The sequence below is a fragment of the Polynucleobacter rarus genome (assembly GCF_003072505.1).
Classification (GTDB): Bacteria; Pseudomonadota; Gammaproteobacteria; order Burkholderiales; family Burkholderiaceae; genus Polynucleobacter; species Polynucleobacter rarus.
In genome coordinates this window covers 2,822,140-2,847,503 of the sequence record NZ_NTGB01000001.1, presented here as the reverse complement: position 1 = coordinate 2,847,503, position 25,364 = coordinate 2,822,140, and the positions used below count along the sequence as shown (strand labels likewise).

Genomic DNA, 25,364 nt, shown 5'->3' with positions numbered 1-25,364 from the left:
TAATCAGTTTGAAGACGCTTTTTTAAGCGTAATTGGTTTCAATACACCAACGGTTAACTGGCTATCGTTAATAAATTTCTTTACTACTTCTTGAACTTGCTCGGAAGTGATTGATTGCAGTTTTTCATCAATTGTATCTATTTGCCGCCATGAAATATCATGCATCTCTAATTCACCAATCTCCATTGCTTGACCAAATACTGAATCTTTTTTGTAAACCTGGGCGGCATTTACAGCAATTTTTACTCGTTTCAATTCCTCTGGCTTCACCCCATTTTGAGCAATTTCTTTTAGAATTCTTTTCACTTCTGACTCAAACATTTCTGGGGTTTTACCAGGTAGAAGGACTCCAGAAATATTCAACATACTCTGACCTCTTGAAAATCCGTCATAGCTTGTCCCAATAGAACTCACAATTTTTTTATCTATCACGAGTTGACGATTTAATCTGGAATTTTGGTTTCCGTCTAATATTCCCGTTAGAACATCAATTGCAAATGGATCATTATTATTAAATTGACCATTTTCAATCTTTGGGACTTTCCAGCCCAGCATAACAACAGAGTTTTCTGCTGGTGCGCTTAATTCAAAATATTTTCGACCCTGTTGTACAGGCTCTAACTTTAATTTTCTTTCTTTAATTTCTTTAGCTGGAATTTTTCCATAAATACTTTCAGCCATTGCGAACACTTCATTAGGATTCACATCACCAACCACCAGTAGTACCGCATTTTTTGGGGTATACCAACTGTCGTACCAATCTCTGGCATCTTTGTAGGACATATTTTTTAAATCATTCATCCATCCAATCACTGGGTGTCTATTCGGTGCAGAGTTTAGTGCTGTTGCCATAAACTGCTCATATAACAAACTGGGTGCCTTATCATCAGTGCGAAGTCTTCTTTCTTCCATAATGACTTGAATTTCTTTTTTAAATTCCTCTTCAGAAAGTTCTAGATTATGCATACGATCTGCTTCGAGTTGCATGACTTTGGCTAGATGGGATTTTTCGATTTGTTGAAAATAGGCTGTGTAATCATTTGAAGTAAAAGCATTTTCACGACCACCTAGAGCAGCCACTCTTTTTGAAAACTCACCAGGACCAATCGTTTTTGTACCCTTGAACATCATATGTTCTAAAACATGGGCTACGCCTGTAACGCCTATATCTTCGTCGACCGAACCAGTTTTATACCAAACCATATGCGCTACAGTTGGGGACCGGTGATCTTCCTTCACGATAACGCGCAAACCATTACTTAATTGCTTTTCATGGATATACTTTCCCTGATTTTGCTCAGCAAACGCAAAGCTCTGATAAATTAGAGTTATGCTCAATAAGATACATTTGAAAATTTGTCGATTATTCATGCTCATAGTCATTCTTTGTATTCCCCTATATCTTCGCTTAAAATATTAATCTATGTTCGGACTGCGCAAATCTCTTTCTTCTATTTTCAAACGTACTCGTGTTGATGAGGAACTCTTTGAATCCTTAGAAGAATCATTACTAATGGCCGATGTTGGTATTCATGCTAGTAACGAACTTATTTCTCAACTTCGAGTTGTTGCAAAAAAAGAAAAAATTGATAATGGTGAAGTTTTAAAATCAGCTCTTGAAAAGTTAATTATTAAACTTCTCCAACCCTTAGAGTTTACTAATAATCCACTAATTTCACATACCCCTACAAATCATCCTGAAATTTGGCTAATTGTAGGTGTCAATGGCGCAGGCAAAACCACTTCAATCGGTAAGATTTGTTATGCCTTACAACGTCAGAATAAGAAAGTATTGCTTGCAGCTGGGGATACATTCAGAGCGGCTGCCCGGGAACAACTTGCAGAGTGGGGTAAACGTAATCAGGTTGAGGTGATAAATCAAACAACAGGTGATGCTGCCACAGTAGCACATGATGCTATTGGTGCTGCAATCGCTAGGAATGTCGATGTTTTAGTGATTGATACTGCAGGTAGGCTGGCTACTCAGAACCATCTGATGGAAGAACTCAAAAAGGTTAAGCGAATTATTCAGAAACTCATTCCGTCTGCGCCTCATCATACGGTTTTGGTATTAGATGGAAATACAGGTCAAAACGGGGTTTCACAAGTGAAAGCCTTTCATGAGGCTCTTGATCTCTCAAGTCTCATCATCACCAAAATGGATGGAACGGCTAAAGGTGGAGTTTTATGCGCCATCTCCCACGTTTTATCTTCAAGTCACATTCTGCCTCAAATTATGGCAATCGGTATTGGTGAAGGAGTAGATCAGTTAATTCCTTTTGATGCTGGTGCTTTTGCAAAAGAATTAGTTGGTGATTAACTTACTAAATTCCTGCACAATTTTTATATCCTATTTTTTCATTTAAACTACGCCTTTAATCCAAAGCTATTGATAAGTTCAATTACGAAAATATTTGCTTGCTCAACTGCCCAGGCCGCATCTTCATACTCAACTGTATCGCCTTTATAGTCCGCCATTAAACGAAGATCTTCAACCTTATTCAAAGATTTACCTAAACTAACTGAAACCTGACCTGTCTTGACCAGTTTAAGACTGAAATTTGAAATTAGACCACTATGAGTTTTCGTAAAAATAATTTCCTGTTCGTGGCCTGTAGCTATAAGAGCGGCTCGAGCAGCATCAAACATGGCGTAATAAGCGCGGTTACAAGCACCATCTAGATCTTTTGAATCAAGCAGTATTTTCGCTGACGATGCAGCAGTCTGAGCCTTTACAAATAGTTCTTTAGCTTTCAAAGAACAATACCTTCTACTTGAATGTTTTTCAGCAACTCTGGATTAGAGTATTTTTCAGGATGGTCCCATTCTGTTTGCCAAATGGGTAATGGCTGAATCCGAATACCAGTTTCTAAAAGTACATCGTAGGCTAAGTCATCCATGGCAAACTTAGTTGTAATAAAACGTCCAGCAGTTCCATTTAAGAGTACGGCAATATCCGCATCACTATCACTTTCGTGCGTATTACGGGCGCGACTACCAAACAAAATTATCCTTCTTACATCGTAATGAAGAGCTATTTTTTTCCAAAAAGCATGGGCTGCCTTTTGAGTATTGAGTTCAATTGTGGAAGTCGATTTCATATTGTTTAATTATGATGAGAAAAAACTTTTTGGGCAACAAGTATGATATTAACCTTCATTTTATAAGTCCTTACTATTCCTATGGAATTCAATGACGTTAATTTTTTAAGGCTTCTTTAAGTTTTTTGTCTCCAATCAAACTCGATTTTTTATATCCATATTGATCAATTTACCCTTTAATAAATCATTGAAAAAGATTGGCACTCTTTAAAGAGGAGTGCTAAAATGAACATATGATGAGTGCAAATTTAGTTCATTTAACTTCTGACGTTATTCCTTCAAAGAAGAAGGGGGCTTCACTCATACCTCAAATGCCAGTGTTACCCTCAGGTGGAGTTGGCTCCTTAGACTCTTACATTTCAGCAGTGAATCAAATGCCGATGTTGACTGCTTCGGAAGAAATTGAGTACGCAAAAAAACTACAAGAAGAAAATGATTTGGAATCAGCAAGAAAGCTTATTCTCAGTCATTTACGCTTAGTGGTTTCTGTTTCTCGGCAGTACCTTGGTTATGGTTTGCCGCATGCTGACCTGATTCAAGAAGGAAATATTGGCTTAATGAAAGCTGTTAAGCGTTTTGATGTGAATCAAGGTGTTCGTTTAGTTTCTTATGCTATTTTTTGGATAAAAGCTGAAATTCATGAGTTTATTTTAAAAAATTGGCGTCTTGTCAGGGTTGCTACAACCAAACCGCAAAGAAAATTATTTTTTAATTTAAGAAGTAATAAGCCTACTTTAAATGCTCTTAGCTCTGATGAAATCACAAATCTAGCCAAGGCTTTAGACGTTAATCAACACGATGTGCGAGAAATGGAAATCCGTCTCTCTGCTGCTGACATTGCCTTAGAGCCAGAAAATGAAGATGGTGAAGTTCGTGAGCAAGGTAGTTGGATGTCAGATTCCAGTCTTGAACCGACTCATGTACTCATGAAGCAAGAGGATATGAATCAAGAAGTGGATGGTCTGCAGATAGCTCTTGCCTCTTTGGACGAACGCTCACGCAGAATTATTGAATCTCGTTGGTTGCCTAACCTTGTTGGTGGTACTGCTTTAACATTACATGATTTAGCGGATGAGTTGCAAATTTCTGCTGAAAGAGTGCGTCAAATCGAGGCAGCTGCTCTTAAGAAAATGAAATCCGCTCTAAGCGCCTAATTCATTAACTGCTTTAAATCATTCACTAGTCCTATGGCACCTTGATTGTGCTTAATAAACAAACGTAATTTACCCTCTTTATCCACTACATAGCTGCCGGCGGTATGGTTGATTGTGTAGTTTTTACCGTCCTTTGAATAATCTTTTTGGACAAATATCTTATAACCTTTCACAACTTGTTCCAATGCTTCAGGAGTTGCTGGTCTTAAACCTAAGAAACTAGGGTCGAAACTCGGTACATATTGCGCTAAGATTTCTTGAGTATCTCTATCAGGATCGACTGTAATAAAAATGACCTGAAGTTTATCTTTATCTTTACCCAATAACTCTTTTACTTCTTTAATTTCATTTAATGTCGTCGGGCAGACATCCGGGCACTGGGTAAATCCAAAGAAAATAATGGCAACTTTTCCTTTGAAGTCAGCTAAGTGCCTGACGTTGCCTAGATGGTCGACTAGTTCAAAGTTAGGGTTAAATGCCGTTGAGCCAGTGATATCCGTATTTAAGAATTTTGGGGGAACATTATCACAGGCAAATAAAGCAGAGAGTAGGCATAAGGCGATAGAAAATTTTATAGCCTTGGTAGAGAGGAGTTTTTTAAACATAATGGTCTGCTAGTAAAGCTAAAAATAAGACAGACAAGTAGATAATTGAATACTTAAATGTCTTTTTAGCCAATTGATCGGAGTAGTTGTAATATAGTTTGATGGAATACCACAAGAATACTCCACCTAAAATAAGCGCACTCGCCAAATATAAATAACCGCTCATTTGATAAACGTAGGGCAATATTGAGGCTGCCAAAAGAATCAATGTATAGAGAATGATATGCAATAGTGTGAATTTTTCACCATGGGTGTTGGGTAACATCGGCAGGCCAGACTTTTCGTAATCTTCTCGTCGATAAAGGGCTAAAGCCCAAAAATGCGGTGGCGTCCAAGCAAAAATAATCAATACTAGAAGCCAAGCCTCAGGCGATAAATCATTAGCAACAGCCGCCCATCCCAAAGCAGGTGGCATTGCACCAGACAGGCCACCAATGACAATGTTTTGAGGAGTAGCGGGCTTCAAAATCCAAGTGTAAATAACCGCGTAACCAACGAAAGTTACAAAAGTTAACCACATGGTTAAGGGATTGGCAAAATACCATAAGATCACCATTCCTAGACAACCTAGAATCGCTGAAAAGATTAATATTTGATTAACCGTTACATCGCCAGTGGCAGATGGACGCCAAGAAGTTCTCTTCATTTTGGCATCTACCTTTTGTTCAATTAAACAATTCACACTGAACGCCGCACTTGCCAATAACCAAATTCCAATTGAACCGCCAATTAATGGTTTTAAGGGCACCATGCCAGGAACAGCTAAAAACATCCCAATGATGGCGCAAAAGACCGCTAACTGAGTGACTCTAGGTTTCGTCAATAAATAATATTGACGCCATTTAGGGATAGGTAAAGAAGTTGAATTACTCATTAATTAATAATTAGGTTTTGGTGAAGCCAACAATAGTAACTTTGTTGCAGTGATGATTAAAAGTGCAGCACCGCCAGTATGAATTAAAGCTGCGATTAATGGCCAATTTAGCACTACGTTAGAAATTCCAGTTACAAATTGTAATACGACCAATCCCACTAAAATTTTTAACCACTTTCTAAGGATCAAATGCCAATTCGAAGATCCCGATAAACTGAGCTTTCGGTAGTTAAAGTAAAAAGTAATGACCGACAGAAAAACAATTGCTGCAAAAACACGATGAAGCCAATGAATCGCTATTAAAGCCTGTATTGGTAAGTAATCACCTGTTACAGTCTTACCCAGTTCACGCCAGAATGTAAAGCCATTTTGAAAATCCATAGGTGGCATGAAACTCCCATTACAGCTCGGAAAATCTTGGCAAGCTAAAACGGCGTAGTTGGTACTTACCCACGCTCCTAAAAATATTTGTATGCTACACACCATTAAAAGTCCAATTGTATGGACCCTCAAATATTTAGGATCTTTCTTTAATTCACGGTAATTTAAGTGAGTCGCATGATTAAAAACAACTAATCCCATTAACAGCAAAAGTGCCAATAGCAAATGTATTGTCACGATGATGGGTTGTAATTTGAGTGTTACAGTAAATGCACCGAACGCACCTTGTAGGCAAACCAAAAAAAATAATCCTATGGCTAAGTTTGTAATCCATTTTTCTATTTTTTTTCGATTAGTCCATGAAAGTATGGCAATACTTAAAATCAAAAAACCGACCCCGCTAGCGAAGTAACGATGTAACATTTCTATCCAAGCTTTACTTTCTGTTACGGGGCCAAAAGGCATTTGAGATTGTGCGAGCGATATTTGCTCTGAAGCCAATAAAGGGTTCGAGTGTCCATAACATCCTGGCCAGTCTGGGCAACCTAAGCCCGAATCAGTTAAGCGAGTAAAGGCCCCAAATAAGACTAAATCAAAGGTAATAAACAATGTAATGGAGCTCAAGTGGTGAAGCCCCAACTTATTACCCCTATAAGCGTTGATGATAAGTGGAATCGCCCCCATAAATAAGGCGATAGCTGCTAGCTGAATGATCAACTTCAAGGACATCATTACGAACCTGTCTTACCCGTTGGATTCCACTTCAATAGCTTTTCGATATCTTTACGCATCTTATTGAATACTGGTCCATCTTTACTGACTGGATATTGCATCATTCTTGCACCGCTTGGATCCAATAGTTGTAATGCATTAGGATTGTGCTGCAAATTTAACCAAGTATCGAGTTGCTCACGATCAATCCCGGCTTGTGGCATCTGAATAATATTGACCCCAGCAATTTCTGGATCATAAGCTTTTAGAATTTTGTCACTAACAGTTCCCTGATCACTAACTAGCCAAACAATTTGCAATCTTGATTTTTCCTTACCCATTGCAGCACGAACTTGCCTCATTAAATATAATTGTTTTATACAATTCTCTTCATCAGTTTCACAGTTTTGTGCAGGTCTTGCCATCAATAGCGTCCATTTACCTTGAACTTTTGGTAAAAGAAATTCGGCAGGAACTGGTTCAACTGGAAATACCAATTCGCCATAGTTAGTTTGTCCACCTCTTGGCTTTATTAAATAAAAGGTGACATATGAAGCAATGACAGGGGCCGCGCAGACCATTAACAGTAAAAACATCTGCCAACGACCTTTTCTTACATTCGACATTGGCATTGAGTTTATTTTGGACGCTGGTATGAGTGGAGTATCTTCGTTCATAAATTCATAATTTTTGGCAATCTTCTATTATCCCAATCTTTTCGATTGTTTGCGGATTCCGGTAAATAACCAAAATAAAAAGGTCATTAGTGATAATGCATACCATTGCAATGCATAGGCATTGTGTTTAGATGCTCCTGAGTCCATTCTTGGCCAATTGCGATCCAATCCATCTGAATCCTTAGAGTTCACTTGTCGCAGAACAAATGGTTGATAAGGTAAGTTCAATTTATTTGATAAATTTTCTATATTGAGATTTTGAACTAATTTTTTACCATCACTTGCAGTGGAATTGTTTTCTTCCCCAATGTTGTAAGTTTTACCTGCATCAGCTAATACAACGCCCTTAATCCGAACAGTGGTGTTCACCTCTAAAATCTGAGGTACTAAATCTCTTTGCGTAAAACTTCTCGGCGCCCAACCTCGATTCACCCAAATAATGAAATCCTGTTGCTGAACTTTTATTTTTAATGGCATCAATAAATTAAATCCAGTGGTAATACCTGTCTTTGGGTCACGGCCATTAGGGTGTGGTCGGTTATCTAACCAAACACCATCAGAGGTCAACCACTCACCATCTGCAACCATCTGGTGATAAATTGCTTCATTTAACGACCACCTTTTTTCTGATGCTGACAATGGGGACAAACTCTCCTTGGCAGTAATCGTATTAGCTAAATTTTCTTTATATTCAGCTCTTCGTAGTTGCCAATTACCTAACTGTATACCTAAGATAACTAAAAACAACATCGATATAAATGCAGTTTTTCTCTGGAGAACGTCTTTTCGAAAGGAGTATTGGTTCATAAATTTATTTCAAGCGATAATTGTTATATGAAAATACTAATTCCAATAATTTTTGTTTGCATTTTATTAAGTCTTGGGTCCGCATTATTTTTTATGATGCGTGATAAGGGTTCAAGTTCAAATATGGTCAGGTCCTTATTTCTAAGGATTGGTTTATCCATTTTTTTGTTTGCGGCTGTTTGGTTTTCCCATTACATGGGCTGGATTCAAAGTACAGGAATACGAGTCGGTAGTTGATTGATTATTTAGGTGTTAAAAAAACCGCTGACTATGCAGCGGTTTTTAACGATACTTTTTACATCCAATAAACTAGCAAATATAAGCCGAGCCAAACAACGTCGACAAAGTGCCAATACCAAGCAGCTCCTTCAAATCCGAAATGATTATCTGCAGTAAAGTGTCCTTTAATCATACGACGAAGAACGACTGATAACATTATTGCACCTAAAGTTACATGGAAACCATGAAACCCTGTGAGCATAAAGAATGTTGAGCCATAAATGCCTGATGATAACTTTAAGTTCAGTTCAGAATAAGCATGAACATATTCAAAAACTTGTAAACATACAAAGAGAAAACCAAGGCCAACTGTTAAGGCTAAACCTTGAATAGCTTGTTTACGGTGATTTTCTCTAAGGGCGTGATGAGCCCAAGTAACTGTTAAGCCTGAGGTCAACAAAATTGCGGTATTAATTGTAGGAATAGGCCATGGACCCATAGTTTCGAATTTATCGACTAATCCACCAGGACCAGCATTTGGCCAAACAGCAGAAAAATTAGGCCAAATTAAGCGGCTATCAATGTCACCCAACCAAGGCATTGCGATATTTCTAGCATAGAACAATGCTGAGAAAAACGCAGCGAAGAACATAATCTCAGAAAAAATAAACCAACTCATTGACCAGCGATATGAAATATCAACGTTTACACTGTTTAGACCGCCTTCAGATTCAGCAATTGCATCGCCAAACCACTGGTATAAAACAAACAATAGCCAAAGAATTCCAAAGCCTGTAAGGTAGGCACCCCATTGGTGACCATTGACCCATTGGGACATTCCGAATCCAAAGGATAGTAAGCCAAGGCAAGCCATGACTGGATGGCGTGATGGCTCAGGCACATAGTAATATGGGGCTTGAGTAGGTATTGACGACATAAAGTGCTCCTAAAAACAAATATTGATAAGCTATTTTAATAAAACTAATTTAACAATTAACAGTAGGAGTCCCATAAAAATGATTACCCCAACAACTGCTGCAATTATTACATGAACAAACGACAAAGAGGCCATATCTTGCTCTTGGCCCTTACCTTTTCTAACGCCTAAAAACGCCCACAATATTGCCACCATTGACTGTAAAAATGTTGAGCGTGTTTTATTTTCAGACATTATTTAATACTTTAAATTTTCGAAGGTTTAACTTCATTACGAATCACAGGAGCTGCCCCTAGAATTTCAAAAAACGTATAAGACAAAGTAATCGTTTTGACGTCTTTCGGAAGATCCTTGTCAATAACAAAAACTACCGGCATTTGCTTAGATTCTTTCGGCTGCAATGTTTGTTGCTCAAAACAAAAACACTCCAACTTCGTAAAGTGTTGGGTAGCAACTTTAGGTGCAAAGCTCGGTATAGCCTGGGCAACGATTGCTCTATTTTGTTCATTTACAACTTCGTACACAATCTGAGTTATCTCTCCTGGGTGAACTTCTAAATAGCTTTTCACCGGCTTAAATCTTAAAAGTCCTTTAACATTCGAGTCAAACTCTACCGTTACTATTCTGTCACTTTGAACTTGAGTATTCTCTTTGACTGCTTTAGAACCAAAAGCCCTGATACCATACTCATTTTTATTTGTTACTACATTGATACCCGTTAATTCACAAATAGCACGGTAAGCTGGAACCAAAGCGAAACCAAAACCAAACATCATTACTGTTACAACCACCAACTTCAATGACATTTTTCGATTTAGATTTGCTAAAGTTAACACCTCTTAAGCCTATCCTATGAAGAGTTTTTTTACTATTACCGAAGCAAAAAATACTACTGCAATACTAAGTAAGGTCAAACCCATCCGCTTATTAGCGGATGTGATTTTTTGATCTTTTACATTTTTACTAACATCCGAATTCATAGTATCGATTCTTATTTAGTCAAAACTGGTGGAGTTTCAAAAGTGTGGAATGGTGCAGGTGATGGAACAGTCCATTCTAAGCCCTCAGCGCCTTCCCAAGATTGTGCTTCTGCTTTCTTACCACCGCGGTAAGTTGGTAACGCAACAAACAACAGGAAATAGAGCTGTGAAAGACCAAACCCAAGTGCGCCGATAGATGCGATCACATTAAAATCAGCAAATTGAACTGGATAATCAGCATAACGTCTTGGCATACCCGCAAGTCCTAAAAAGTGCATTGGGAAGAATGTCACATTAAAGAAAATCATTGAGCACCAAAAATGGATCTTGCCACGTGTTTCGTTCACCATAAAGCCAGTCCATTTTGGTGCCCAGTAATAAAAACCGGAGAACATCGCAAATAATGAGCCTGCAACTAATACGTAATGGAAGTGCGCTACAACATAATAAGTATCTTGGAGACCAATATCAATCGGAGCCATTGCAAGAATCAGACCAGTAAAGCCACCAACCGTGAAGACGAAAATAAATCCAACAGCCCAAAGCATTGGTGTCTCAAAAGTCATTGAACCTTGCCACATCGTTGCGATCCAGTTGAAAATTTTCACACCCGTTGGAACAGCAATTAACATCGTTGCATACATGAAGAACAACTGGCCCGTAACTGGCATTCCAGTTGCAAACATATGGTGAGCCCAAACAATGAATGACAAGATCGCAATAGAGGAAGTCGCATATACCATTGAGCTGTAGCCAAACAATTTCTTACGAGCAAAGGTTGGAATAACTTCACTGACAATACCAAATGCAGGCAAAATCATAATATAAACTTCAGGATGACCGAAGAACCAAAAAATATGCTGGTACATTACCGGGTCACCACCGCCTGCTGCAGCAAAGAAACTAGTGCCAAAATGACGATCAGTTAAAACCATCGTAATCGCACCAGCCAAAACTGGCATCACGGCAATCAATAAATAAGCAGTAATTAACCAAGTCCAGCAAAACATTGGCATCTTCATTAAAGACATACCAGGAGCACGCATATTTAGAATCGTAACGACAATGTTAATTGATCCCATAATTGATGATGCACCCATCAAATGGATAGCAAAAATTGCCATATCCATTCCTGGGCCCATTTGCACCGATAATGGCGCATAAAGCGTCCATCCAGCTGCTGCTGCACCACCTGGTGCCAAGAATGAGCCAAGTAATAAACTTGCAGCAACTGGCATAATCCAGAAACTAAAGTTATTCATACGAGCAAACGCCATATCTGATGCTCCAATTTGTAATGGAATCATCAAATTTGCAAATCCTACGAAAGCTGGCATGATGGCACCAAAAACCATCACCAATCCATGCAATGTAGTGAGCTGATTAAAAAACTCTGGGCGAAGAAACTGTAGTCCCGGTTGGAATAATTCCAAACGAATTAATAATGCCATTGTTCCGCCAGCAAACAAATTCATCATGGCAAAAATAAGATACATAGTTCCAATATCTTTATGATTCGTTGCGAATAACCATCTTCTCCATCCTGTTGGCATCGCATGTGCATGATCGTGGTCGTGACTGTGATCATGCATCGTATCGTGGGTAGTTACATTGCTCATGAATTCTCCAAACTTAGTATTTATATTGGTTATCAATAAATTGAATTATTATTTAGCAGCTCGGGCTGTTACAAAATCACTTGGCTGAATTACTTCACCAGTATGATTACCCCAAGAATTTCTTGTGTAAGTCATCACTGCAGCTAGCTCTGTATCAGACAATGCACTCCATTTAGGCATTGCATTTTTGCCATTTAACAAAATTTTGTACTGACCTTCTTTTGATCCATTGACAACCATTGAACCATCCAAGGCTGGGAATGCTCCACCACCCTTACCATTAGGTTGGTGACAAACTTGGCAATTCGCTGCATAAACTTTCGCACCTCGAGCTTTTGCTTCTTCAAGGGTATAAGTCTTACTTGGATCATCTGCCATGGATGCCATCTCTTTTTTCTTGCTTGAAACCCATGCTGAATAGTCTTCATCAGAGACAACTCTTACAACAATCGGCATGAAGGCATGTTCTTTTCCACAAAGCTCTGAGCATTGACCGCGATATGTACCGATTTTTTCTGCCTTAAACCAAGTATCCCGAACAAAACCAGGTATTGCATCTTGCTTGACCCCGAAACCTTGTACTGTCCATGAATGAATCACATCATTAGCTGTAGTAATGACGCGAATCTTTTTGTTTACAGGTACAACAACTTCGTTGTCCACTTCCATCAAGTAAGTGTCAGATTTCTCAGCTAAGTTATTAATTTGTTCACGTGGTGTTGACAAAGTCGAAAGGAAAGCAATACCTTCTCCCTCACCCTTAATATAGTCATAGCCCCATTTCCATTGATATCCAGTTGCTTTTATCGTGATATCAGCGTTGGTCGTATCTTTCATTGCCACAACTGTCTTGGTTGCAGGAAGAGCCATACCAATAACGATGATTAAAGGAATGATTGTCCAGATAATTTCTACCGTAGTACTTTCATGGAAATCAGCAGGCTTGTTACCTTTTGATTTTCTATGTTTAAAAATTGAGTAGAACATTGCTCCGAAGACTGCAATGAAAATTAAAGTACAAATGATCATCATGAACCAATGCAACCAATGGATGTCTTCCATTATTTTGGTCACAGGTGCAGCAAAATTTAACTGTCTTACGGCAGGGCCACCAGGCATGTCGTTATAAGCAAGTGAACTAAATGATGCTGATAAACCGACCATAGTTACACTTGCCGCAGTGAAGAGGCGTTTTGTTGTAGTGTTCATTTTCTTCCTAAAAATTGAAGATTTTTATAATTTAGATTCATATTATATTATTTATTTTTGATATCTCGCTGACAATGCTGTTTTTATTATTTATATGTCCAATTTAGGGAAATAATCTAATTTTTTACATGAATCGTAAGTAAAAAATTATTTTTTCTTTACCAAAATAGAATTTGCATCAACTGTGGCGATGTATTTGCTTCTTTTTGCCACTTTCCAAGCATGTCCATAGACGATTTCTAGGGTTAAATACCATTGGCCGTTATCACTTTTTAAATTGTTTAATCTCTCAAGAAATTCAGTATTAGATTCGAGCTCTGTTAATTCTTGAAAAAGATTTAAGGCTTTTAGTTCTTTTAACAAAACATCAATATCTTCATATTCTAATTTGAGGTACTCCATTGTCATCACAGGGTCAGAATACCCACAGTGCACCAATAAATCCCCAAAATCATGCATATCAACGATATCAGGTTTAGTTGAAAAAAGTGCTTGATACTCCTTCGCTGTGTCCGGACCTAAATAAGTCAGCATTAGTAACCCGTCTGTTGCATTCAACTCATTCCAGGTTTTTATTTGCGATTCCGTTTTTTCTCCCTTCGGAATAGCTAAATTACAGGTCCAAATTAAATCAAAGTTCTTTACTAAATTTAAGGTGTCTGTATTTTTAGTGAATGCTTTTTTGATTTGAAGAAATGCCTCAAGGGGAGATTTCGGTAGTGAAAAACTAGCTACAAAGTTTGCCTTAGGGTAGATACTCTTTAATTCCTTGACTGCTTTTAGTTCTATTTTATTTTCAAGAAATATTCTTTTAGGATCGATCTTAATAAATGTTAAGTTTTGAGCCATGCGCTCGGATAGTTCAGTCTTTATCCATAATAAGAATGGGTTTTCTATTATTTTGGTTTTTGGTTTGCCCATATCATCAAAGTTTTACTTAACAAATGTTGAATTATCCTCTGATTTTCGAGTTTTTAAAAATCTTTGCGCCTTGTGCTTGTCTTATCTGCAATCAAAGGCAAAAAAGTGTTATTTGTAGATTTTGTTTGAGCCGTCTTTATTCGGAGGTTCCTTCAAAAAATTGCGTCATTTGCGCAAATCCAAACAGGACATGGGTCTGTAAACGTTGTATGGTGGCAAAGTGGGCGTTTGATACAACCCACTCTCTCAGTTCCGAAAACTCTCGACTAGTGCCCTTAGTTAAGAAATTTCATTTACATGGCAACCTAAAACAATCCCGTGGTATTTTTTTAATTTGGGATCAATTAAAGTCTAAAGAATTCTTGCCAGTAGACCTGCTTATTCCCCTTCCGGAACCACTTGCGATAACGCAATCACGTGGATATCAAAGTAATTTAGAAATTGCTAAATTACTTTCTAAACAAAGAAAATTACCGTTACTTCTATCCTTATTAGATTCTTATCCTGATGAAAACACCCTCACACCTACTAATAGTCCATTTCAAATTAATTCAAGGGAAGAAATCATCCGATCTATTACTAATTTAAGGGTTGGCGTGGTCGGTAACCTTATGCAATCCGAATATATTTATCATCATTTTGCCAAGGAGTTAAAGTCACTAGGAGCACTTTGGGTTAGTAATTGGATTATGATACGAGTGCCTAACAAAAAAACACAAACATGTTCAATATTGTCCTAGTTCATCCTGAAATTCCAGCCAATACTGGCAATATCATTCGCCTTAGTGCGAATACGGGGTGCACGCTTCATCTAATTGAACCACTCGGCTTCGAATTAGAAAGTTCAAAATTAAAGCGCGCTGGTCTTGATTATCATGAATTTTCAAATCTCAAAGTTCATAAAAGCTGGCTGGATTTCATGAGTAGTGCGCTCCCACAGCCTGAACAAATGCATGCTTTAACCACCAAATCCAGCCACTCTATTTCTAATGCCACTTTTAAGATAGGTGATTTTTTAATTTTTGGTAATGAAACTAGTGGCTTGCCTGAAGAGGTACGGAGCCAGATTTCTCTTACTAATCGTTGGCGTTTACCAATGATGCCGGACAGCCGGAGCCTGAATCTTTCTAACTCTGTAGCGGTTGTCACTTATGAAGCTTGGCGTCAAAATGGATTTCAAAATGGGGTTTAAAACGTTCGATTTTTAAAATCTATTTAGGCTTTGGCTCTCTCGACATCATTTTATGTACGGCATCTAAAGGCTTTACATCTCTAAATAAAATATCGCATACTGCACTAATAATAGGGGTTTCGACATGAAATCTTTGGGCAAGTCGCTCGATTGCTTGTGCACATCGAACTCCTTCAGCAACGTGACCAAGCTGATTGAGAATTTCCTCTAAGGAATGATTTTTTGCTAATTCAATCCCGACCTTTCGGTTTCTAGATAGTTCGCCAGTAGCAGTTAAGATCAAGTCACCAAGCCCGGCTAGGCCTAAAAAGGTTTCCAGTTTCGCGCCCATAGCAATTCCTATGCGACTCATCTCATTCATTCCACGAGTAATCAAAGCGGCTCTAGCATTTAACCCCAGCTCTAATCCATCTGCTATGCCAGTTGCGATTGCTAAAACATTTTTAATGGCACCACCCAACTCAACTCCTGTAATGTCATCAGTAACATAAATTCGCATTGATTTTTGATGAAAGAGTGTTTGGGTCATTTCATTAAGGTCATTAAATTGACTTGCCACTGTTAATGCGCATGGCAAACCTTGAGCCACCTCTTTGGCGAAGCTTGGCCCTGATAAAACACCATAATGGATAGCACTTGTCATCCCTTGAGTCTGTAGTGCTTTCTCCACGATTTCATGGGGCAGCATGCCAGAATTCGCTTCAATTCCCTTACACAACCATAGCCAATGTTGGATAACTTGATTATTTTCTAAATTTCGCCTGCATAACTGCTCAGCAATTTCTCCCAAAGCTGCCAAAGGGGTCGCAATGACGACTAAATCTTCACTTGTCATTACTTGACCTAAAGCAAAATCCCAATTGCTAGTAATGTTTAAATTGGGAGGTAATTCAATGCTTGGTAGATATTGTGCGTTAATACGCGTATCAAACATCTCTTGAGCTTTGATAGCATCACGAACCCAAAGAGTAATCTTCGAGTTCGGGATTTGGCTTTGGTATTTTGCTAAATGGATTGCAATAGCAGTTCCCCAGGCACCGCCACCAAGAATAGTTACGTTCATCTGCCTGGGTTATTCTTTTTATATTCCGTTTAGGAATTAATTAGGTAGTGCGTTTCCAGTTGCCGTAGCAGCTTTTTCGGCTTCTGCAATTCTTTGCATACGCTGTTCGTATAACTGATGGAAGTTAATTTCAGTCAAATGAATCGGCTGGAATCCCCCACGACCAATTAAATCAGCGATGTTCGATCTTAAATAAGGATACAAAATTGTTGGGCATGCAATACCAAGCATTGGGTCTAGTTGCTCAGCTGGAATATTTCTGAGTTCAAAAATACCTGCCTGTTGTGCTTCAATTAAGAAAAGTACTTTTTCATCAACAGTTGTTGTAACGTTGCCGATTACAACGACTTGAAATACACCTTCATTTAACGCCGTAGTTTGGATATCGATCTGAATCTGAACTTGAGGTTCACCCTGAGCCAAGAAAATTTGTGGGGCGTTAGGCTGCTCTAAAGAGATGTCTTTTAAATAAACGCGTTGAATTTGAAAAACTGGACTATTTGCTTCTGCTGCATTTTGTGTACTATTTGCTTGATTTTCTGCCATTTTAATTTCCAATTAGGGTTGTTATTGTTGAAGTAACTTATCAAGACCGCCAAGTTTATCCAAAGCTGACAAATCGTCAAAACCGCCTACATGCACGTCGCCAATATATATCTGTGGAACTGTACGACGGCCAGTTCTTTGCATCATCTCTTCCCGTTTTGTAGGGTCAAGATCAATCATGACTTTTTCAATTTCAGTTATACCTTTAGTTGCAAGTAACTTTTCAGCCATTCTGCAATAAGGGCAAACTTGCGAACTATACATTAAAACATTAGCCATTTTCTACTCCAATTGTGAAATTATTTAACAAGAGGCAAACCAGCTAGATTCCAAGCTTTAATACCACCCTCTAAATTAAATACCTCGGCATATCCTGCACCCTTGATTTTTTGGATCATGTTGGATGAACGAGTACCAGAGTCACAGACTAAGATTATAGGTAAGTTTTTTGCAAGTTTCAAGGCTTCTAAACCACTAGGTAGCTGATTTATAACAATATTTTTTGATCTTGCCAAATGTCCTTTAGCAAATTCTTCAGCTGTTCTAACATCAATCACTATTGCTTTACTACGATTAATGAGAAGAGTAGCTGCGGTTGGGTTGACAGAATTACCACCATGAATAAGTCCTGGTAGGAGAGGCGCAAGAAGCATGCCTCCACTAACGAGCATCATGGATAGTAAAATGAGGTTGTTTGTATTTAAAATGAATTCCATTCGTCAATTATATATAAAGAGTGTGTATATGAAACAGTTAGTACTTATTCGTCATGGTGAATCTGCCTGGAATCTTGAAAATCGTTTTACTGGTTGGGTAGATGTCGATTTAACTCCAACTGGAGTTACTCAAGCATTAGAATCTGGTAAGAAACTACTGGATGCTGGGTTTACTTTTGATCTAGCCTATACCTCTGTGCTTAGAAGAGCGATTGAAACATTATGGTTAGTTCAAAAAGAAATGGATTTGATGTGGATACCTACAGTTCACAGTTGGCGTTTGAATGAGCGTCACTACGGAGCTTTAGCTGGCCTTAACAAAGCTGAAACAGCTGAGCAGTACGGCGCTGAACAAGTTCATATTTGGCGTAGATCCTATGATGTCCGACCACCTGAGTTAGCACTCGATGATGAGAGGAACTCATTTAATGATCCAAGATACGCGAAACTGAATAAAGAAGATATTCCAAGAGGTGAGTGTTTAAAGGATACGGTACATCGTGTGCTTCCTTTATGGAATGAGTCAATTGCACCTGCATTGTTGGCTGGGAAGAGACCAATCATTGCCGCCCATGGCAATAGTATTCGTGCTTTGATGAAATATTTGAGTGAAATCTCAGATGAGGATATTATGGAAATTAATATTCCTAATGGCAAACCGCTTATTTATGAATTAGACGATAATTTAAAACCTATTCGTCATTACTTCTTGGACTAAACCATATGCAACAAACTTTTAAAAATTGTCTTCTGATTGTTAGCGGTGTTTTAACAGGGGTAGTCATAACTTGGCAATTAACTGCAACGGCTCAGCAAAGTGCATCACTCCCGCTTGAAGAGCTACGATTACTTTCAACAGTGTTTGGTAGCATCAAGAGAGAATACGTTGAACCGATTGATGATAAAAAGTTACTTACCGATGCAGTAAAAGGTATGGTCGGTAGTTTGGATCCTCACTCAGCATTTTTAGACACCAAAGACTTCTCAGATATGCAAGAGCAAACTCAAGGTCGATTTGCGGGCTTAGGGATAGAGATCTCTTCAGAAGATGGTTTAGTTAAAGTGATGAATCCGATTGAAGATACTCCTGCTGCGAAAGCAGGCTTACAAGCCGGTGACTTGATTACTCGCCTAGATGACAAGCCCGTGCGTGGCATGACACTAGACCAAGCAGTGCGCAAAATGCGTGGTGAACCTGGTACAAAAATCACATTAATGATTTTAAGAAAATCGGAAGATAGATCATTTCCTGTAACCCTGACCCGTGCAGAAATCAAAGTTCAGTCTGTCAAAGCTAAGATTTTTGATGACAATATTTTATGGATCAGAATAACTAGTTTTCAAGAAAGAACTGTTCCTGATTTAGCAAGAAGACTAACAGAATCCTATCAGAAAAACCCTAATATTAAAGGTGTAGTTCTAGACCTAAGAAACAATGGCGGCGGTATTTTACAAGGTGCTGTGGGTGTGTCAGCCGCCTTTTTACCAACCGGTGTAGAAATTGTATCTACCAAAGGTCAATCTCAATCAAGTAAATTAGTTTACAAAGCAGAACCTGATAATTATCGTCTCTCAGAGCCAAATGATGCGTTAGCAAACGTACCAGCTATTTACAAGAAAATTCCTTTAGTGGTTTTAACGAATGCCTACTCTGCTTCTGCCTCCGAAATCGTTTCTGGTGCTTTACAGGATTACAAACGGGCTACGATTATGGGTAAAACTACCTTTGGTAAAGGGTCCGTACAAACCGTTCGTCAGATCACAGCAGATACCGCTTTAAAAATTACTACGGCCTACTACTACACGCCAAATGGTAAATCTATTCAAGCATATGGTATTAAACCTGACATAGCAGTTGATCAAAATCCCGAGGGTGATCCATTTGATGTTTTAGTAACGCGTGAAATTGATAGTGAAAATCATCTTAAGAACAAACAAAAAGCTGAAGATCAATTAATGAGTGAACGTGAAAAGCGTCGGATGGCTGAGTTGCAGGCATTAGAAGAAAAAAATGCCAATATGACTCCTGAAGATCGTGCTCGTGAAAAGGCTAAAAAGCTTCCAGAATTTGGTTCAGAGGAAGATTTCATGCTTTCCCAAGCTAGAGCATTCCTCACCGGTCGTGAAGTAATTAAATCTAAATCAAAGCTAGAATAATCTTTGTAAAGCTTGATGATGGATGACCAAGAGTTACTGAGGTATTCAAGGCATATTCTGCTAGAGGATATAGGTATAGAGGGAGTTGAAGCACTTAAGAACTCCCATGTACTGATAATTGGTGCCGGTGGCCTTGGCGCAGCCTGTGTCCCATATTTGGCGGCATCAGGAGTTGGTACCCTCTCCATTGTAGATGACGATACTGTTGACTTGACAAACTTACAACGACAAGTTATTTACTCCTCTCAAAACATCGGAAGTCCTAAAGTCGATGCTACAAAATCTTTTTTAAGTCAATTAAACCCATCCACTCAAGTCTATACTTACGCTTTTCGGGCTGATGAAACATTTCTTAGTCAGATGATTGATCAGGTAGATGTAGTGATAGACTGCTCTGATAATTTCCAAACTAGGCAGTTAGTCAATCAAGTTTGCGTTGCTGCAAAAAAACCCCTCGTGTTCGGCGCTGCTCTCCAATTTGATGGTCAATTTAGTGTGTTTGATAGCCGTTTAGAGCATTCGCCATGTTACGCTTGCCTTTTTTCTCCTGATGAGGTTTTTGAAGAAGTACGTTGTTCCCAAATGGGCGTTTTTTCTCCTTTAGTAGGGATCATCGGATCAATTCAGGCTGCTAATGCTTTGCAATTATTAATCGGTTTTGGCAATACTATGGTTGGTAAATTAGGCCTGTGGGATGCGAAGCGGTCTGAGTTTTCTCAAATCAAAATTCCACGTAATGCTTCTTGTAAAGTTTGTAATGCCAAAAAGAGTTAAAGCTTTTCTATCAGTTCTTTGATTGTTTCTGGATGATAAGTTTGCAAAATTTTCGGTAACAACTTTTTTAATTTCAGCGTATTCGACTTTAAGATTTCTCTTTTTACAATTAATATTTGATTAGCATGCATCGAAAAATCTTTGAGGCCCATTGCTAACAGTAATTTCGTCAATTTTGCATCCCCTGCCATCTCGCCACAAACTGAGATAGAGATGTTGGATGCGTTTGCCTCACTAATAATTTTAGCGATTAATTGAATAATCGCAGGGTGTAGAGGGTCATACAAATTAGCCACCGCATTATCTGTTCGATCAATGCCCAAGGTGTATTGAATTAAATCATTAGTCCCAATCGATAAAAAATCAAAACGGCTTAAAAAGATTGGCATGGTTAAAGCAGCGGCTGGTAATTCAATCATTGCCCCGATCTTAATATCAGGATCAAAGGCAATTCCACGTTCCTCTAATTGCTTTTTTGCTTGCGCAACCAAATTAAGAGTCAAATCGATTTCGTGCGTTTGGGCTAGCATTGGAATCATTATTTGCGTTTTGCCATGAGCAGAAGCTCTAAGAATAGCTCTTAACTGTGTGAGAAAAATCTCTGGCTCTGATAATGACCAACGAATACCCCTTAGGCCTAATGGAGAAATATCACTAGTTACATTATTTTCATCATTCCCTAGATTTTTATCAGCGCCAATATCAATTGTCCTAATATTGACTGGCAGACCCTGCATCGCTTCAATAGTTTGGGAGTAAGCGATATATTGTTCTTCTTCATTTGGCAATTTGCCACCACGATTCATAAACAAAAACTCTGATCGGAATAAACCAATCCCGAGAGCTCCCCTCTCCAATGCCTCTGGTGCATCTTCAGGCATCTCGATATTTGCCATCAAATTGATTTGTACGCCATCTAAAGTTTTTGTTTGTGTGTACTTTAATTGCTCGAGCTTATCCTTGGCGAGTTTTAATTCAGCCTGACGGTGACGGTATTCATCTAATATAATCTCGGACGGATTCACGATAACGATGCCACGGTCTCCGTCGACAATAATCCATTCATCCTCTTTGATTATTTGACTTGCTAATTTAACTCCTACTGCAGCTGGAATGTCCAAACTTCTAGCAACAATAGCGGTATGTGAATTACGTCCGCCGAAATCAGTAACGAAACCACAAAAATTAAATTCCTTAAAATGCATCATGTCATGTGGCGCAATATCCTGCGCAACAATAATGACCTCCGAATTAGATCTATCTAGGTCTACATGATCCGTGTTTGTGGGTCTTGTATCTTCTTGTAATGCAACCAATACGCGTTCAATTACTTGTCGAAAATCTGCCCCTCGTTCTTTTAAGTAGGGATCATCAATTTCATCAAATTCTGCCAATAGTTCATCTAGAGCAGTAGTTAATGCCCAAGCTGCGTTATATTTTCTTTTTAATATAAGTTCAGTTGGTTTTTTCTGTAAATCTTTATCTTCAAGAATAAATCGATGCACATCCAAAAATGCCGCCATCTCTTCTGGGGAATTCTCGGGTAAGCTATCTTTTAGTTTTTTTAACTCTTCTAGTGCTTTAGAAAATGCCTTTTTCAGTCGATCAACTTCTAGCTCACATTGGTCTTCTTGAATAAATTGGTGATTTACTTCTAAAGAAGCTGCAGAAATCGTTAAAGCACGGCCAATTGCTACTCCCTGGGAGACGGATAAACCATGCAATGTAAAACTCATTATTGGCCCTCGCCAAACTTATCGTTAATCAGTGCCACAAGCGCATCCATTGCTTCTTGTTCTTGATCTCCAACTGTTTCTAGTTGAACCTCGCTGCCAATTCCCGCCGCTAACATCATCACACCCATAATACTTTTGGCGTTAACTTTTCGTCCTTTTCTTTCAATAAAAATATCGCAGGGGAATTCACTAGCTAATTTAGTCAATTTAGCTGATGCTCTTGCGTGAAGGCCTAATTGATTAATGATTTTTATCGTTTGTGATTGCATATTTTTAAATATAAATTTAAATAGTCATCTTCGATGTGGTTCGAATCTTCACAACTCCTTGATTGCCGCCTTGAATTGCTTTTTCCACAATTTGTTCAAGGGGCTCATGGCGATGACTAACGGCTCTCAGTAACATCGAAAGATTTAGTCCTGTAATTACCATCACTTGATTGTCAGTATCGTTTAGCGCAAATTTACCAGCCACATTGGCAGGGGTTGCGCCTAATATATCAGTAATGATTAAGACTTGCTTATTATCAGATACCGTCTCTACAGCGACTTTTAATCTTTGCGTAGAAATTTTAGTATCTTCGTGCGCAGGAATATCCAGCGCTTGGATTTTATCTGGGATGGAGCCATAAATATGGTCCAAAAAATCTAACATTGCCGAAGCAATTGGTGTGTGAGCGACGATTAAAATACCAGCCATATTAGCTTTCCAAAATTCGCTTTTCTAAAGCTCCAATAAAAGTTGAAGCGACATCATAACCAGTTTGGTCAAAGATTTCGACAAAACAGGTAGGACTTGTTACATTGATTTCAGTTAAGTAAGACCCAATCATGTCTATACCTATTAAAAATAATCCTCGACTGGCTAATTTGCCACCGATTTTTTTTGCAATTGATATTTCATTATCATTCAATGGTCTAGCTACTCCTTTACCACCAGCAGCTAAATTTCCCCGAATATCACCATCTTGAGGAATTCTTGCCAGTAAATACGGAATTGGCTCCCCATCAATAATTAATATTCGGTTATCACCATCCTTAATTTCGGGAATATACTTTTGTACCATGAGTGCGCGGGTACCGTTGTTCCCTAAAGTTTCGACAATACTACCCAGATTTACCCCATCCATACCGACCCTAAAAACGCCCATGCCACCCATGCCGTCGAGTGGCTTAATAATGATGTCTTGATGAAGTTGATGAAACTCCCGAATCAAAGCAAGATCCCTAGTAATGGTCGTTGGTGCGATTAATTCAGGAAATTCCAGTATTGCAATTTTTTCAGAGTGGTCTCTTAAAGCATTTGGCGCATTAAACACCTTAGCACCTAATCGAGCTGCTTGAGAGAGTAGTAAAGTATTGGCTAGATACTCTGAAGAAAAGGGGGGATCTTGACGCATTAGTACAGCGTCAAAATTACAAAGACTTTCTCGACTCTCATGATGCTTTGTAAACCAAGTTGTGGCTGATTTATCAACGCTGATTTTTACAACTTGAGCAGTAACTATTGCATCATTCGAGACAAGAGACTCCGACCACGCATAATAAATTTCATGTCCAGCTTTTTGTGCTGCAACCATCATTGCTAAAGTAGAGTCCTTCTTCGGCTTAAAAGACTCTAATGGGTCAGCAATGAATAAAAATCTCATTTTTATTCTCTATCTGGATCAGTTCGTTCTAATTCAAGCGAGGCAGCGAGTAAGGCTAGTCTTGCCACAACTCCATATAAATAAAATCGATTGGGGACTGCGCATCCAGGTTTTGCTGTAATGTCAGGAATCGCATTTTGTTCAAAGGCTAAAGGTACAAAATGCATACCAGGCGCGTTTAAACTTTCATTGGGGCCTCTACCAGTATGTACTCGGTAAAAACCACCAATCACATATCGATCAATCATGTACACCACAGGTTCAGCCACTGCTTCATTGACTTTCTCAAAGGTGTGGACACCTTCTTGAATAATCACGTCAGAGACTTCAAGACCTTCTTTAATGACACTCATTTTATTGCGTTCACGACGATTGAGGTCTTTTAACTCACTCGCATCATGAATCGTCATAATCCCCATTCCGTAGGTTCCGGCATCTGGCTTGACTACTAAATAGGGCTTTTCTTTAATCCCCATTTGTTTATATTTTTTTGCGACTTTCTTAAGAAGTGCCGCGGCAGTTTCTTGCAACTCTTCTTCGCCGACCCTAGCATTAAAGTCGACATTTTTTACTGATGCAAAATAAGGATTTAATACCCATGGATCAATATCGATCGCTTTTGCAAATTTCTTCACTACATCATCATAACAAGCAAAATGTTGAGATTTTCTACGGGTACCCCAACCTGCATGAAGTGGTGGCAACACATACTGTTCGTGAATATTTTTTAAGATGTCTGGTACACCAGCTGATAAATCGTTATTCAACAGGATGGAACAAGGATCAAAATCTTTGAGCCCCAACCTTCTTCCTTTGAGACCAATACGCGCTAGAGGCTCTAGGGTTAAACGCTGTCCATCAGGTAAATCGACAATCGTTGTTTTTTTTATTTCATCAGACAGCGTTCCAAGTCTGACATTCAGGCCTGTTTGGCGCAAAATCGAAACAAGTCTTGCCACATTTTGCAAATAAAAGACGTTTCTTGTATGACGCTCAGGAATTAAGAGTAAGTTTCTAGCCTCAGGGCAAATTTTCTCGATTGCAGCCATCGCCGCTTGAACTGCAAGAGGAAGCATTTCAGGAGAAAGATTATTAAACCCACCCGGAAATAAATTCGTATCAACAGGGGCTAATTTAAAACCCGAATTTCTTAAGTCGACGGAGCAATAAAAGGGTGGAGTGTGCTCCTGCCATTCAAGGCGGAACCAACGCTCAATCGTGGGAGTAGCCTCTAAAACTTTTCTTTCCAGTTCAAGTAGAGGACCGTTTAATGCAGTAATTAAATGTGGAACCATAATCCTATTGTAAGTAATTTTTGATATTTAATTGTCCATTTT

The 25,364-nt window shown here is 38.7% G+C and carries 32 protein-coding genes; 8 read left to right on the top strand and 24 right to left on the bottom strand.

Going from position 1 to position 25,364, the window contains the following annotated elements; translation table 11 throughout:
- Positions 1 to 3: 3 nt before the first annotated feature.
- Complete coding sequence (locus AOC35_RS13970; RefSeq protein WP_159077605.1) at positions 4 to 1,371, bottom strand: M16 family metallopeptidase; 1,368 nt, start codon at positions 1,369 to 1,371, stop codon at positions 4 to 6.
- A gap of 52 nt (positions 1,372 to 1,423) precedes the next feature.
- On the opposite strand from AOC35_RS13970, the gene ftsY reads away from it, so the two are divergent.
- Positions 1,424 to 2,320 (top strand): signal recognition particle-docking protein FtsY, encoded by an 897-nt coding sequence (gene ftsY / locus AOC35_RS13965; protein WP_108648034.1) that lies wholly within the window; start codon positions 1,424 to 1,426, stop codon positions 2,318 to 2,320.
- A gap of 47 nt (positions 2,321 to 2,367) precedes the next feature.
- On the opposite strand, the gene AOC35_RS13960 is transcribed toward ftsY, so the two are convergent.
- Together AOC35_RS13960 and AOC35_RS13955 are read right to left on the bottom strand one after the other, a co-directional pair.
- Positions 2,368 to 2,757 carry a HEPN domain-containing protein gene (locus tag AOC35_RS13960; protein ID WP_108648032.1) on the bottom strand — a complete coding sequence of 130 codons (390 nt, stop codon included), beginning with the start codon at positions 2,755 to 2,757 and terminating at the stop codon, positions 2,368 to 2,370.
- Positions 2,754 to 3,101: a nucleotidyltransferase family protein gene (locus AOC35_RS13955; protein WP_108648029.1), complete on the bottom strand. Its 348-nt coding sequence runs from the start codon at positions 3,099 to 3,101 to the stop codon at positions 2,754 to 2,756. Before AOC35_RS13955 ends, AOC35_RS13960 begins: the two co-directional genes overlap by 4 nt.
- A 236-nt stretch (positions 3,102 to 3,337) precedes the next feature.
- Between AOC35_RS13955 and rpoH the strand changes: the two genes are divergently transcribed.
- The gene (gene rpoH, locus AOC35_RS13950) at positions 3,338 to 4,255 is read left to right on the top strand and encodes an RNA polymerase sigma factor RpoH (protein WP_425440632.1); all 918 of its coding nucleotides are present in this window, start codon (positions 3,338 to 3,340) and stop codon (positions 4,253 to 4,255) included.
- Here rpoH and AOC35_RS13945 read toward each other — a convergent pair.
- The 5 genes from AOC35_RS13945 to AOC35_RS13925 are packed head-to-tail and all read right to left on the bottom strand — an operon-like array spanning position 4,252 to position 8,310.
- Positions 4,252 to 4,860, bottom strand: coding sequence for an SCO family protein (locus AOC35_RS13945; RefSeq protein ID WP_108648023.1), 609 nt, complete (start codon positions 4,858 to 4,860; stop codon positions 4,252 to 4,254). The genes rpoH and AOC35_RS13945 overlap by 4 nt on opposite strands.
- Complete coding sequence (cyoE, locus tag AOC35_RS13940; protein ID WP_108648021.1) at positions 4,853 to 5,734, bottom strand: heme o synthase; 882 nt, start codon at positions 5,732 to 5,734, stop codon at positions 4,853 to 4,855. The genes AOC35_RS13945 and cyoE overlap by 8 nt, the downstream gene beginning before the upstream one ends.
- A gap of 3 nt (positions 5,735 to 5,737) precedes the next feature.
- A complete protein-coding gene (locus tag AOC35_RS13935) occupies positions 5,738 to 6,844 on the bottom strand; it encodes a COX15/CtaA family protein (RefSeq protein ID WP_245898525.1) in 1,107 nt (368 codons plus the stop codon).
- Between the two features lie 2 nt (positions 6,845 to 6,846).
- A complete protein-coding gene (locus AOC35_RS13930; protein ID WP_108648019.1) occupies positions 6,847 to 7,503 on the bottom strand; it encodes a hypothetical protein in 657 nt (218 codons plus the stop codon).
- Positions 7,504 to 7,530: 27 nt separating this feature from the next.
- Positions 7,531 to 8,310: an SURF1 family protein gene (locus tag AOC35_RS13925; protein ID WP_108648018.1), complete on the bottom strand. Its 780-nt coding sequence runs from the start codon at positions 8,308 to 8,310 to the stop codon at positions 7,531 to 7,533.
- Positions 8,311 to 8,337: 27 nt separating this feature from the next.
- On the opposite strand from AOC35_RS13925, the gene AOC35_RS13920 reads away from it, so the two are divergent.
- A complete protein-coding gene (locus AOC35_RS13920; RefSeq protein ID WP_108648860.1) occupies positions 8,338 to 8,547 on the top strand; it encodes a twin transmembrane helix small protein in 210 nt (69 codons plus the stop codon).
- A gap of 58 nt (positions 8,548 to 8,605) precedes the next feature.
- Here the strand turns inward: AOC35_RS13920 and AOC35_RS13915 are convergent, their stop codons facing one another.
- The 7 genes from AOC35_RS13915 to AOC35_RS13890 all read right to left on the bottom strand — a co-directional run bounded on the left by AOC35_RS13915 (position 8,606) and on the right by AOC35_RS13890 (position 14,195).
- Complete coding sequence (locus tag AOC35_RS13915; protein ID WP_108648015.1) at positions 8,606 to 9,466, bottom strand: cytochrome c oxidase subunit 3; 861 nt, start codon at positions 9,464 to 9,466, stop codon at positions 8,606 to 8,608.
- 30 nt (positions 9,467 to 9,496) lie between these two features.
- Entirely contained in the window at positions 9,497 to 9,700 is a 204-nt protein-coding gene (locus AOC35_RS13910) for a DUF2970 domain-containing protein (RefSeq protein WP_108648013.1), read from the bottom strand.
- Between the two features lie 11 nt (positions 9,701 to 9,711).
- Entirely contained in the window at positions 9,712 to 10,272 is a 561-nt protein-coding gene (locus tag AOC35_RS13905) for a cytochrome c oxidase assembly protein (protein ID WP_108648859.1), read from the bottom strand.
- A 39-nt stretch (positions 10,273 to 10,311) separates the two neighbouring features.
- A complete protein-coding gene (locus AOC35_RS15670; protein ID WP_211307529.1) occupies positions 10,312 to 10,446 on the bottom strand; it encodes a cytochrome oxidase small assembly protein in 135 nt (44 codons plus the stop codon).
- A gap of 11 nt (positions 10,447 to 10,457) precedes the next feature.
- A complete protein-coding gene (gene ctaD / locus AOC35_RS13900; protein ID WP_108648011.1) occupies positions 10,458 to 12,065 on the bottom strand; it encodes a cytochrome c oxidase subunit I in 1,608 nt (535 codons plus the stop codon).
- Between the two features lie 48 nt (positions 12,066 to 12,113).
- Entirely contained in the window at positions 12,114 to 13,274 is a 1,161-nt protein-coding gene (gene coxB / locus AOC35_RS13895) for a cytochrome c oxidase subunit II (RefSeq protein WP_108648008.1), read from the bottom strand.
- A gap of 147 nt (positions 13,275 to 13,421) precedes the next feature.
- Complete coding sequence (locus tag AOC35_RS13890) at positions 13,422 to 14,195, bottom strand: hypothetical protein (RefSeq protein WP_108648005.1); 774 nt, start codon at positions 14,193 to 14,195, stop codon at positions 13,422 to 13,424.
- 209 nt (positions 14,196 to 14,404) lie between these two features.
- On the opposite strand from AOC35_RS13890, the gene AOC35_RS13885 reads away from it, so the two are divergent.
- Positions 14,405 to 14,935 (top strand): hypothetical protein, encoded by a 531-nt coding sequence (locus tag AOC35_RS13885; RefSeq protein ID WP_108648002.1) that lies wholly within the window; start codon positions 14,405 to 14,407, stop codon positions 14,933 to 14,935.
- Positions 14,917 to 15,387 (top strand): tRNA (cytidine(34)-2'-O)-methyltransferase, encoded by a 471-nt coding sequence (locus AOC35_RS13880; RefSeq protein ID WP_108647999.1) that lies wholly within the window; start codon positions 14,917 to 14,919, stop codon positions 15,385 to 15,387. The genes AOC35_RS13885 and AOC35_RS13880 overlap by 19 nt, the downstream gene beginning before the upstream one ends.
- A gap of 19 nt (positions 15,388 to 15,406) precedes the next feature.
- Here AOC35_RS13880 and AOC35_RS13875 read toward each other — a convergent pair whose 3' ends face one another.
- The 4 genes from AOC35_RS13875 to AOC35_RS13860 are packed head-to-tail and all read right to left on the bottom strand — an operon-like array spanning position 15,407 to position 17,712.
- Positions 15,407 to 16,450 carry an NAD(P)H-dependent glycerol-3-phosphate dehydrogenase gene (locus AOC35_RS13875; RefSeq protein WP_108647997.1) on the bottom strand — a complete coding sequence of 348 codons (1,044 nt, stop codon included), beginning with the start codon at positions 16,448 to 16,450 and terminating at the stop codon, positions 15,407 to 15,409.
- 36 nt (positions 16,451 to 16,486) lie between these two features.
- A complete protein-coding gene (gene secB / locus AOC35_RS13870) occupies positions 16,487 to 16,996 on the bottom strand; it encodes a protein-export chaperone SecB (protein WP_108647995.1) in 510 nt (169 codons plus the stop codon).
- Positions 16,997 to 17,017: 21 nt separating this feature from the next.
- Positions 17,018 to 17,275 (bottom strand): glutaredoxin 3, encoded by a 258-nt coding sequence (gene grxC, locus AOC35_RS13865; RefSeq protein WP_108647992.1) that lies wholly within the window; start codon positions 17,273 to 17,275, stop codon positions 17,018 to 17,020.
- Between the two features lie 20 nt (positions 17,276 to 17,295).
- Positions 17,296 to 17,712 (bottom strand): rhodanese-like domain-containing protein, encoded by a 417-nt coding sequence (locus tag AOC35_RS13860; RefSeq protein ID WP_108647990.1) that lies wholly within the window; start codon positions 17,710 to 17,712, stop codon positions 17,296 to 17,298.
- Positions 17,713 to 17,740: 28 nt separating this feature from the next.
- On the opposite strand from AOC35_RS13860, the gene gpmA reads away from it, so the two are divergent.
- The 3 genes from gpmA to AOC35_RS13845 are packed head-to-tail and all read left to right on the top strand — an operon-like array spanning position 17,741 to position 20,643.
- Positions 17,741 to 18,430 (top strand): 2,3-diphosphoglycerate-dependent phosphoglycerate mutase, encoded by a 690-nt coding sequence (gpmA, locus tag AOC35_RS13855; protein WP_108647987.1) that lies wholly within the window; start codon positions 17,741 to 17,743, stop codon positions 18,428 to 18,430.
- A 5-nt stretch (positions 18,431 to 18,435) separates the two neighbouring features.
- Positions 18,436 to 19,869 carry a S41 family peptidase gene (locus AOC35_RS13850; protein ID WP_108647985.1) on the top strand — a complete coding sequence of 478 codons (1,434 nt, stop codon included), beginning with the start codon at positions 18,436 to 18,438 and terminating at the stop codon, positions 19,867 to 19,869.
- Between the two features lie 18 nt (positions 19,870 to 19,887).
- Positions 19,888 to 20,643, top strand: coding sequence for a HesA/MoeB/ThiF family protein (locus AOC35_RS13845; protein ID WP_108648858.1), 756 nt, complete (start codon positions 19,888 to 19,890; stop codon positions 20,641 to 20,643).
- Here AOC35_RS13845 and ptsP read toward each other — a convergent pair.
- Genes ptsP through gshA form a run of 5 tightly spaced genes read right to left on the bottom strand, consistent with a single transcriptional unit; the run spans position 20,640 to position 25,322 of the window.
- The gene (gene ptsP, locus AOC35_RS13840; protein ID WP_108647983.1) at positions 20,640 to 22,379 is read right to left on the bottom strand and encodes a phosphoenolpyruvate--protein phosphotransferase; all 1,740 of its coding nucleotides are present in this window, start codon (positions 22,377 to 22,379) and stop codon (positions 20,640 to 20,642) included. The genes AOC35_RS13845 and ptsP overlap by 4 nt on opposite strands.
- Positions 22,379 to 22,648 carry an HPr family phosphocarrier protein gene (locus AOC35_RS13835; protein ID WP_108647980.1) on the bottom strand — a complete coding sequence of 90 codons (270 nt, stop codon included), beginning with the start codon at positions 22,646 to 22,648 and terminating at the stop codon, positions 22,379 to 22,381. Before AOC35_RS13835 ends, ptsP begins: the two co-directional genes overlap by 1 nt.
- 16 nt (positions 22,649 to 22,664) lie before the next feature.
- Positions 22,665 to 23,078: a PTS sugar transporter subunit IIA gene (locus AOC35_RS13830; RefSeq protein WP_108647977.1), complete on the bottom strand. Its 414-nt coding sequence runs from the start codon at positions 23,076 to 23,078 to the stop codon at positions 22,665 to 22,667.
- A 1-nt stretch (position 23,079) separates the two neighbouring features.
- Positions 23,080 to 24,027: a glutathione synthase gene (gshB, locus tag AOC35_RS13825; protein ID WP_108647975.1), complete on the bottom strand. Its 948-nt coding sequence runs from the start codon at positions 24,025 to 24,027 to the stop codon at positions 23,080 to 23,082.
- Between the two features lie 2 nt (positions 24,028 to 24,029).
- Positions 24,030 to 25,322, bottom strand: coding sequence for a glutamate--cysteine ligase (gshA, locus tag AOC35_RS13820; protein WP_108647973.1), 1,293 nt, complete (start codon positions 25,320 to 25,322; stop codon positions 24,030 to 24,032).
- Positions 25,323 to 25,364: the final 42 nt, after the last annotated feature.

Bases quoted from the DNA above. Each gene is read 5' to 3' on its own strand.
- AOC35_RS13930 (WP_108648019.1), bottom strand. From the start codon at position 7,503: ATGAACGAAGATACTCCACTCATACCAGCGTCCAAAATAAACTCAATG.
- AOC35_RS13860 (WP_108647990.1), bottom strand. From the start codon at position 17,712: ATGGAATTCATTTTAAATACAAACAACCTCATTTTACTATCCATGATG.
- AOC35_RS13880 (WP_108647999.1), top strand. From the start codon at position 14,917: ATGTTCAATATTGTCCTAGTTCATCCTGAAATTCCAGCCAATACTGGC.
- AOC35_RS13885 (WP_108648002.1), top strand. From the start codon at position 14,405: ATGGTGGCAAAGTGGGCGTTTGATACAACCCACTCTCTCAGTTCCGAA.
- AOC35_RS13915 (WP_108648015.1), bottom strand. From the start codon at position 9,466: ATGTCGTCAATACCTACTCAAGCCCCATATTACTATGTGCCTGAGCCA.
- AOC35_RS13935 (WP_245898525.1), bottom strand. From the start codon at position 6,844: ATGTCCTTGAAGTTGATCATTCAGCTAGCAGCTATCGCCTTATTTATG.
- AOC35_RS13910 (WP_108648013.1), bottom strand. From the start codon at position 9,700: ATGTCTGAAAATAAAACACGCTCAACATTTTTACAGTCAATGGTGGCA.
- rpoH (WP_425440632.1), top strand. From the start codon at position 3,338: ATGAGTGCAAATTTAGTTCATTTAACTTCTGACGTTATTCCTTCAAAG.
- gshA (WP_108647973.1), bottom strand. From the start codon at position 25,322: ATGGTTCCACATTTAATTACTGCATTAAACGGTCCTCTACTTGAACTG.
- AOC35_RS13890 (WP_108648005.1), bottom strand. From the start codon at position 14,195: ATGGGCAAACCAAAAACCAAAATAATAGAAAACCCATTCTTATTATGG.
- ptsP (WP_108647983.1), bottom strand. From the start codon at position 22,379: ATGAGTTTTACATTGCATGGTTTATCCGTCTCCCAGGGAGTAGCAATT.
- ftsY (WP_108648034.1), top strand. From the start codon at position 1,424: ATGTTCGGACTGCGCAAATCTCTTTCTTCTATTTTCAAACGTACTCGT.
- ctaD (WP_108648011.1), bottom strand. From the start codon at position 12,065: ATGAGCAATGTAACTACCCACGATACGATGCATGATCACAGTCACGAC.
- grxC (WP_108647992.1), bottom strand. From the start codon at position 17,275: ATGGCTAATGTTTTAATGTATAGTTCGCAAGTTTGCCCTTATTGCAGA.
- gpmA (WP_108647987.1), top strand. From the start codon at position 17,741: ATGAAACAGTTAGTACTTATTCGTCATGGTGAATCTGCCTGGAATCTT.
- AOC35_RS13875 (WP_108647997.1), bottom strand. From the start codon at position 16,450: ATGAACGTAACTATTCTTGGTGGCGGTGCCTGGGGAACTGCTATTGCA.
- AOC35_RS13835 (WP_108647980.1), bottom strand. From the start codon at position 22,648: ATGCAATCACAAACGATAAAAATCATTAATCAATTAGGCCTTCACGCA.
- cyoE (WP_108648021.1), bottom strand. From the start codon at position 5,734: ATGAGTAATTCAACTTCTTTACCTATCCCTAAATGGCGTCAATATTAT.
- AOC35_RS13970 (WP_159077605.1), bottom strand. From the start codon at position 1,371: ATGAATAATCGACAAATTTTCAAATGTATCTTATTGAGCATAACTCTA.
- AOC35_RS13830 (WP_108647977.1), bottom strand. From the start codon at position 23,078: ATGGCTGGTATTTTAATCGTCGCTCACACACCAATTGCTTCGGCAATG.
- AOC35_RS13925 (WP_108648018.1), bottom strand. From the start codon at position 8,310: ATGAACCAATACTCCTTTCGAAAAGACGTTCTCCAGAGAAAAACTGCA.
- AOC35_RS13845 (WP_108648858.1), top strand. From the start codon at position 19,888: ATGGATGACCAAGAGTTACTGAGGTATTCAAGGCATATTCTGCTAGAG.
- coxB (WP_108648008.1), bottom strand. From the start codon at position 13,274: ATGAACACTACAACAAAACGCCTCTTCACTGCGGCAAGTGTAACTATG.
- AOC35_RS13850 (WP_108647985.1), top strand. From the start codon at position 18,436: ATGCAACAAACTTTTAAAAATTGTCTTCTGATTGTTAGCGGTGTTTTA.
- AOC35_RS13920 (WP_108648860.1), top strand. From the start codon at position 8,338: ATGAAAATACTAATTCCAATAATTTTTGTTTGCATTTTATTAAGTCTT.
- AOC35_RS13945 (WP_108648023.1), bottom strand. From the start codon at position 4,860: ATGTTTAAAAAACTCCTCTCTACCAAGGCTATAAAATTTTCTATCGCC.
- secB (WP_108647995.1), bottom strand. From the start codon at position 16,996: ATGGCAGAAAATCAAGCAAATAGTACACAAAATGCAGCAGAAGCAAAT.
- gshB (WP_108647975.1), bottom strand. From the start codon at position 24,027: ATGAGATTTTTATTCATTGCTGACCCATTAGAGTCTTTTAAGCCGAAG.
- AOC35_RS15670 (WP_211307529.1), bottom strand. From the start codon at position 10,446: ATGAATTCGGATGTTAGTAAAAATGTAAAAGATCAAAAAATCACATCC.
- AOC35_RS13905 (WP_108648859.1), bottom strand. From the start codon at position 10,272: ATGTCATTGAAGTTGGTGGTTGTAACAGTAATGATGTTTGGTTTTGGT.
- AOC35_RS13955 (WP_108648029.1), bottom strand. From the start codon at position 3,101: ATGAAATCGACTTCCACAATTGAACTCAATACTCAAAAGGCAGCCCAT.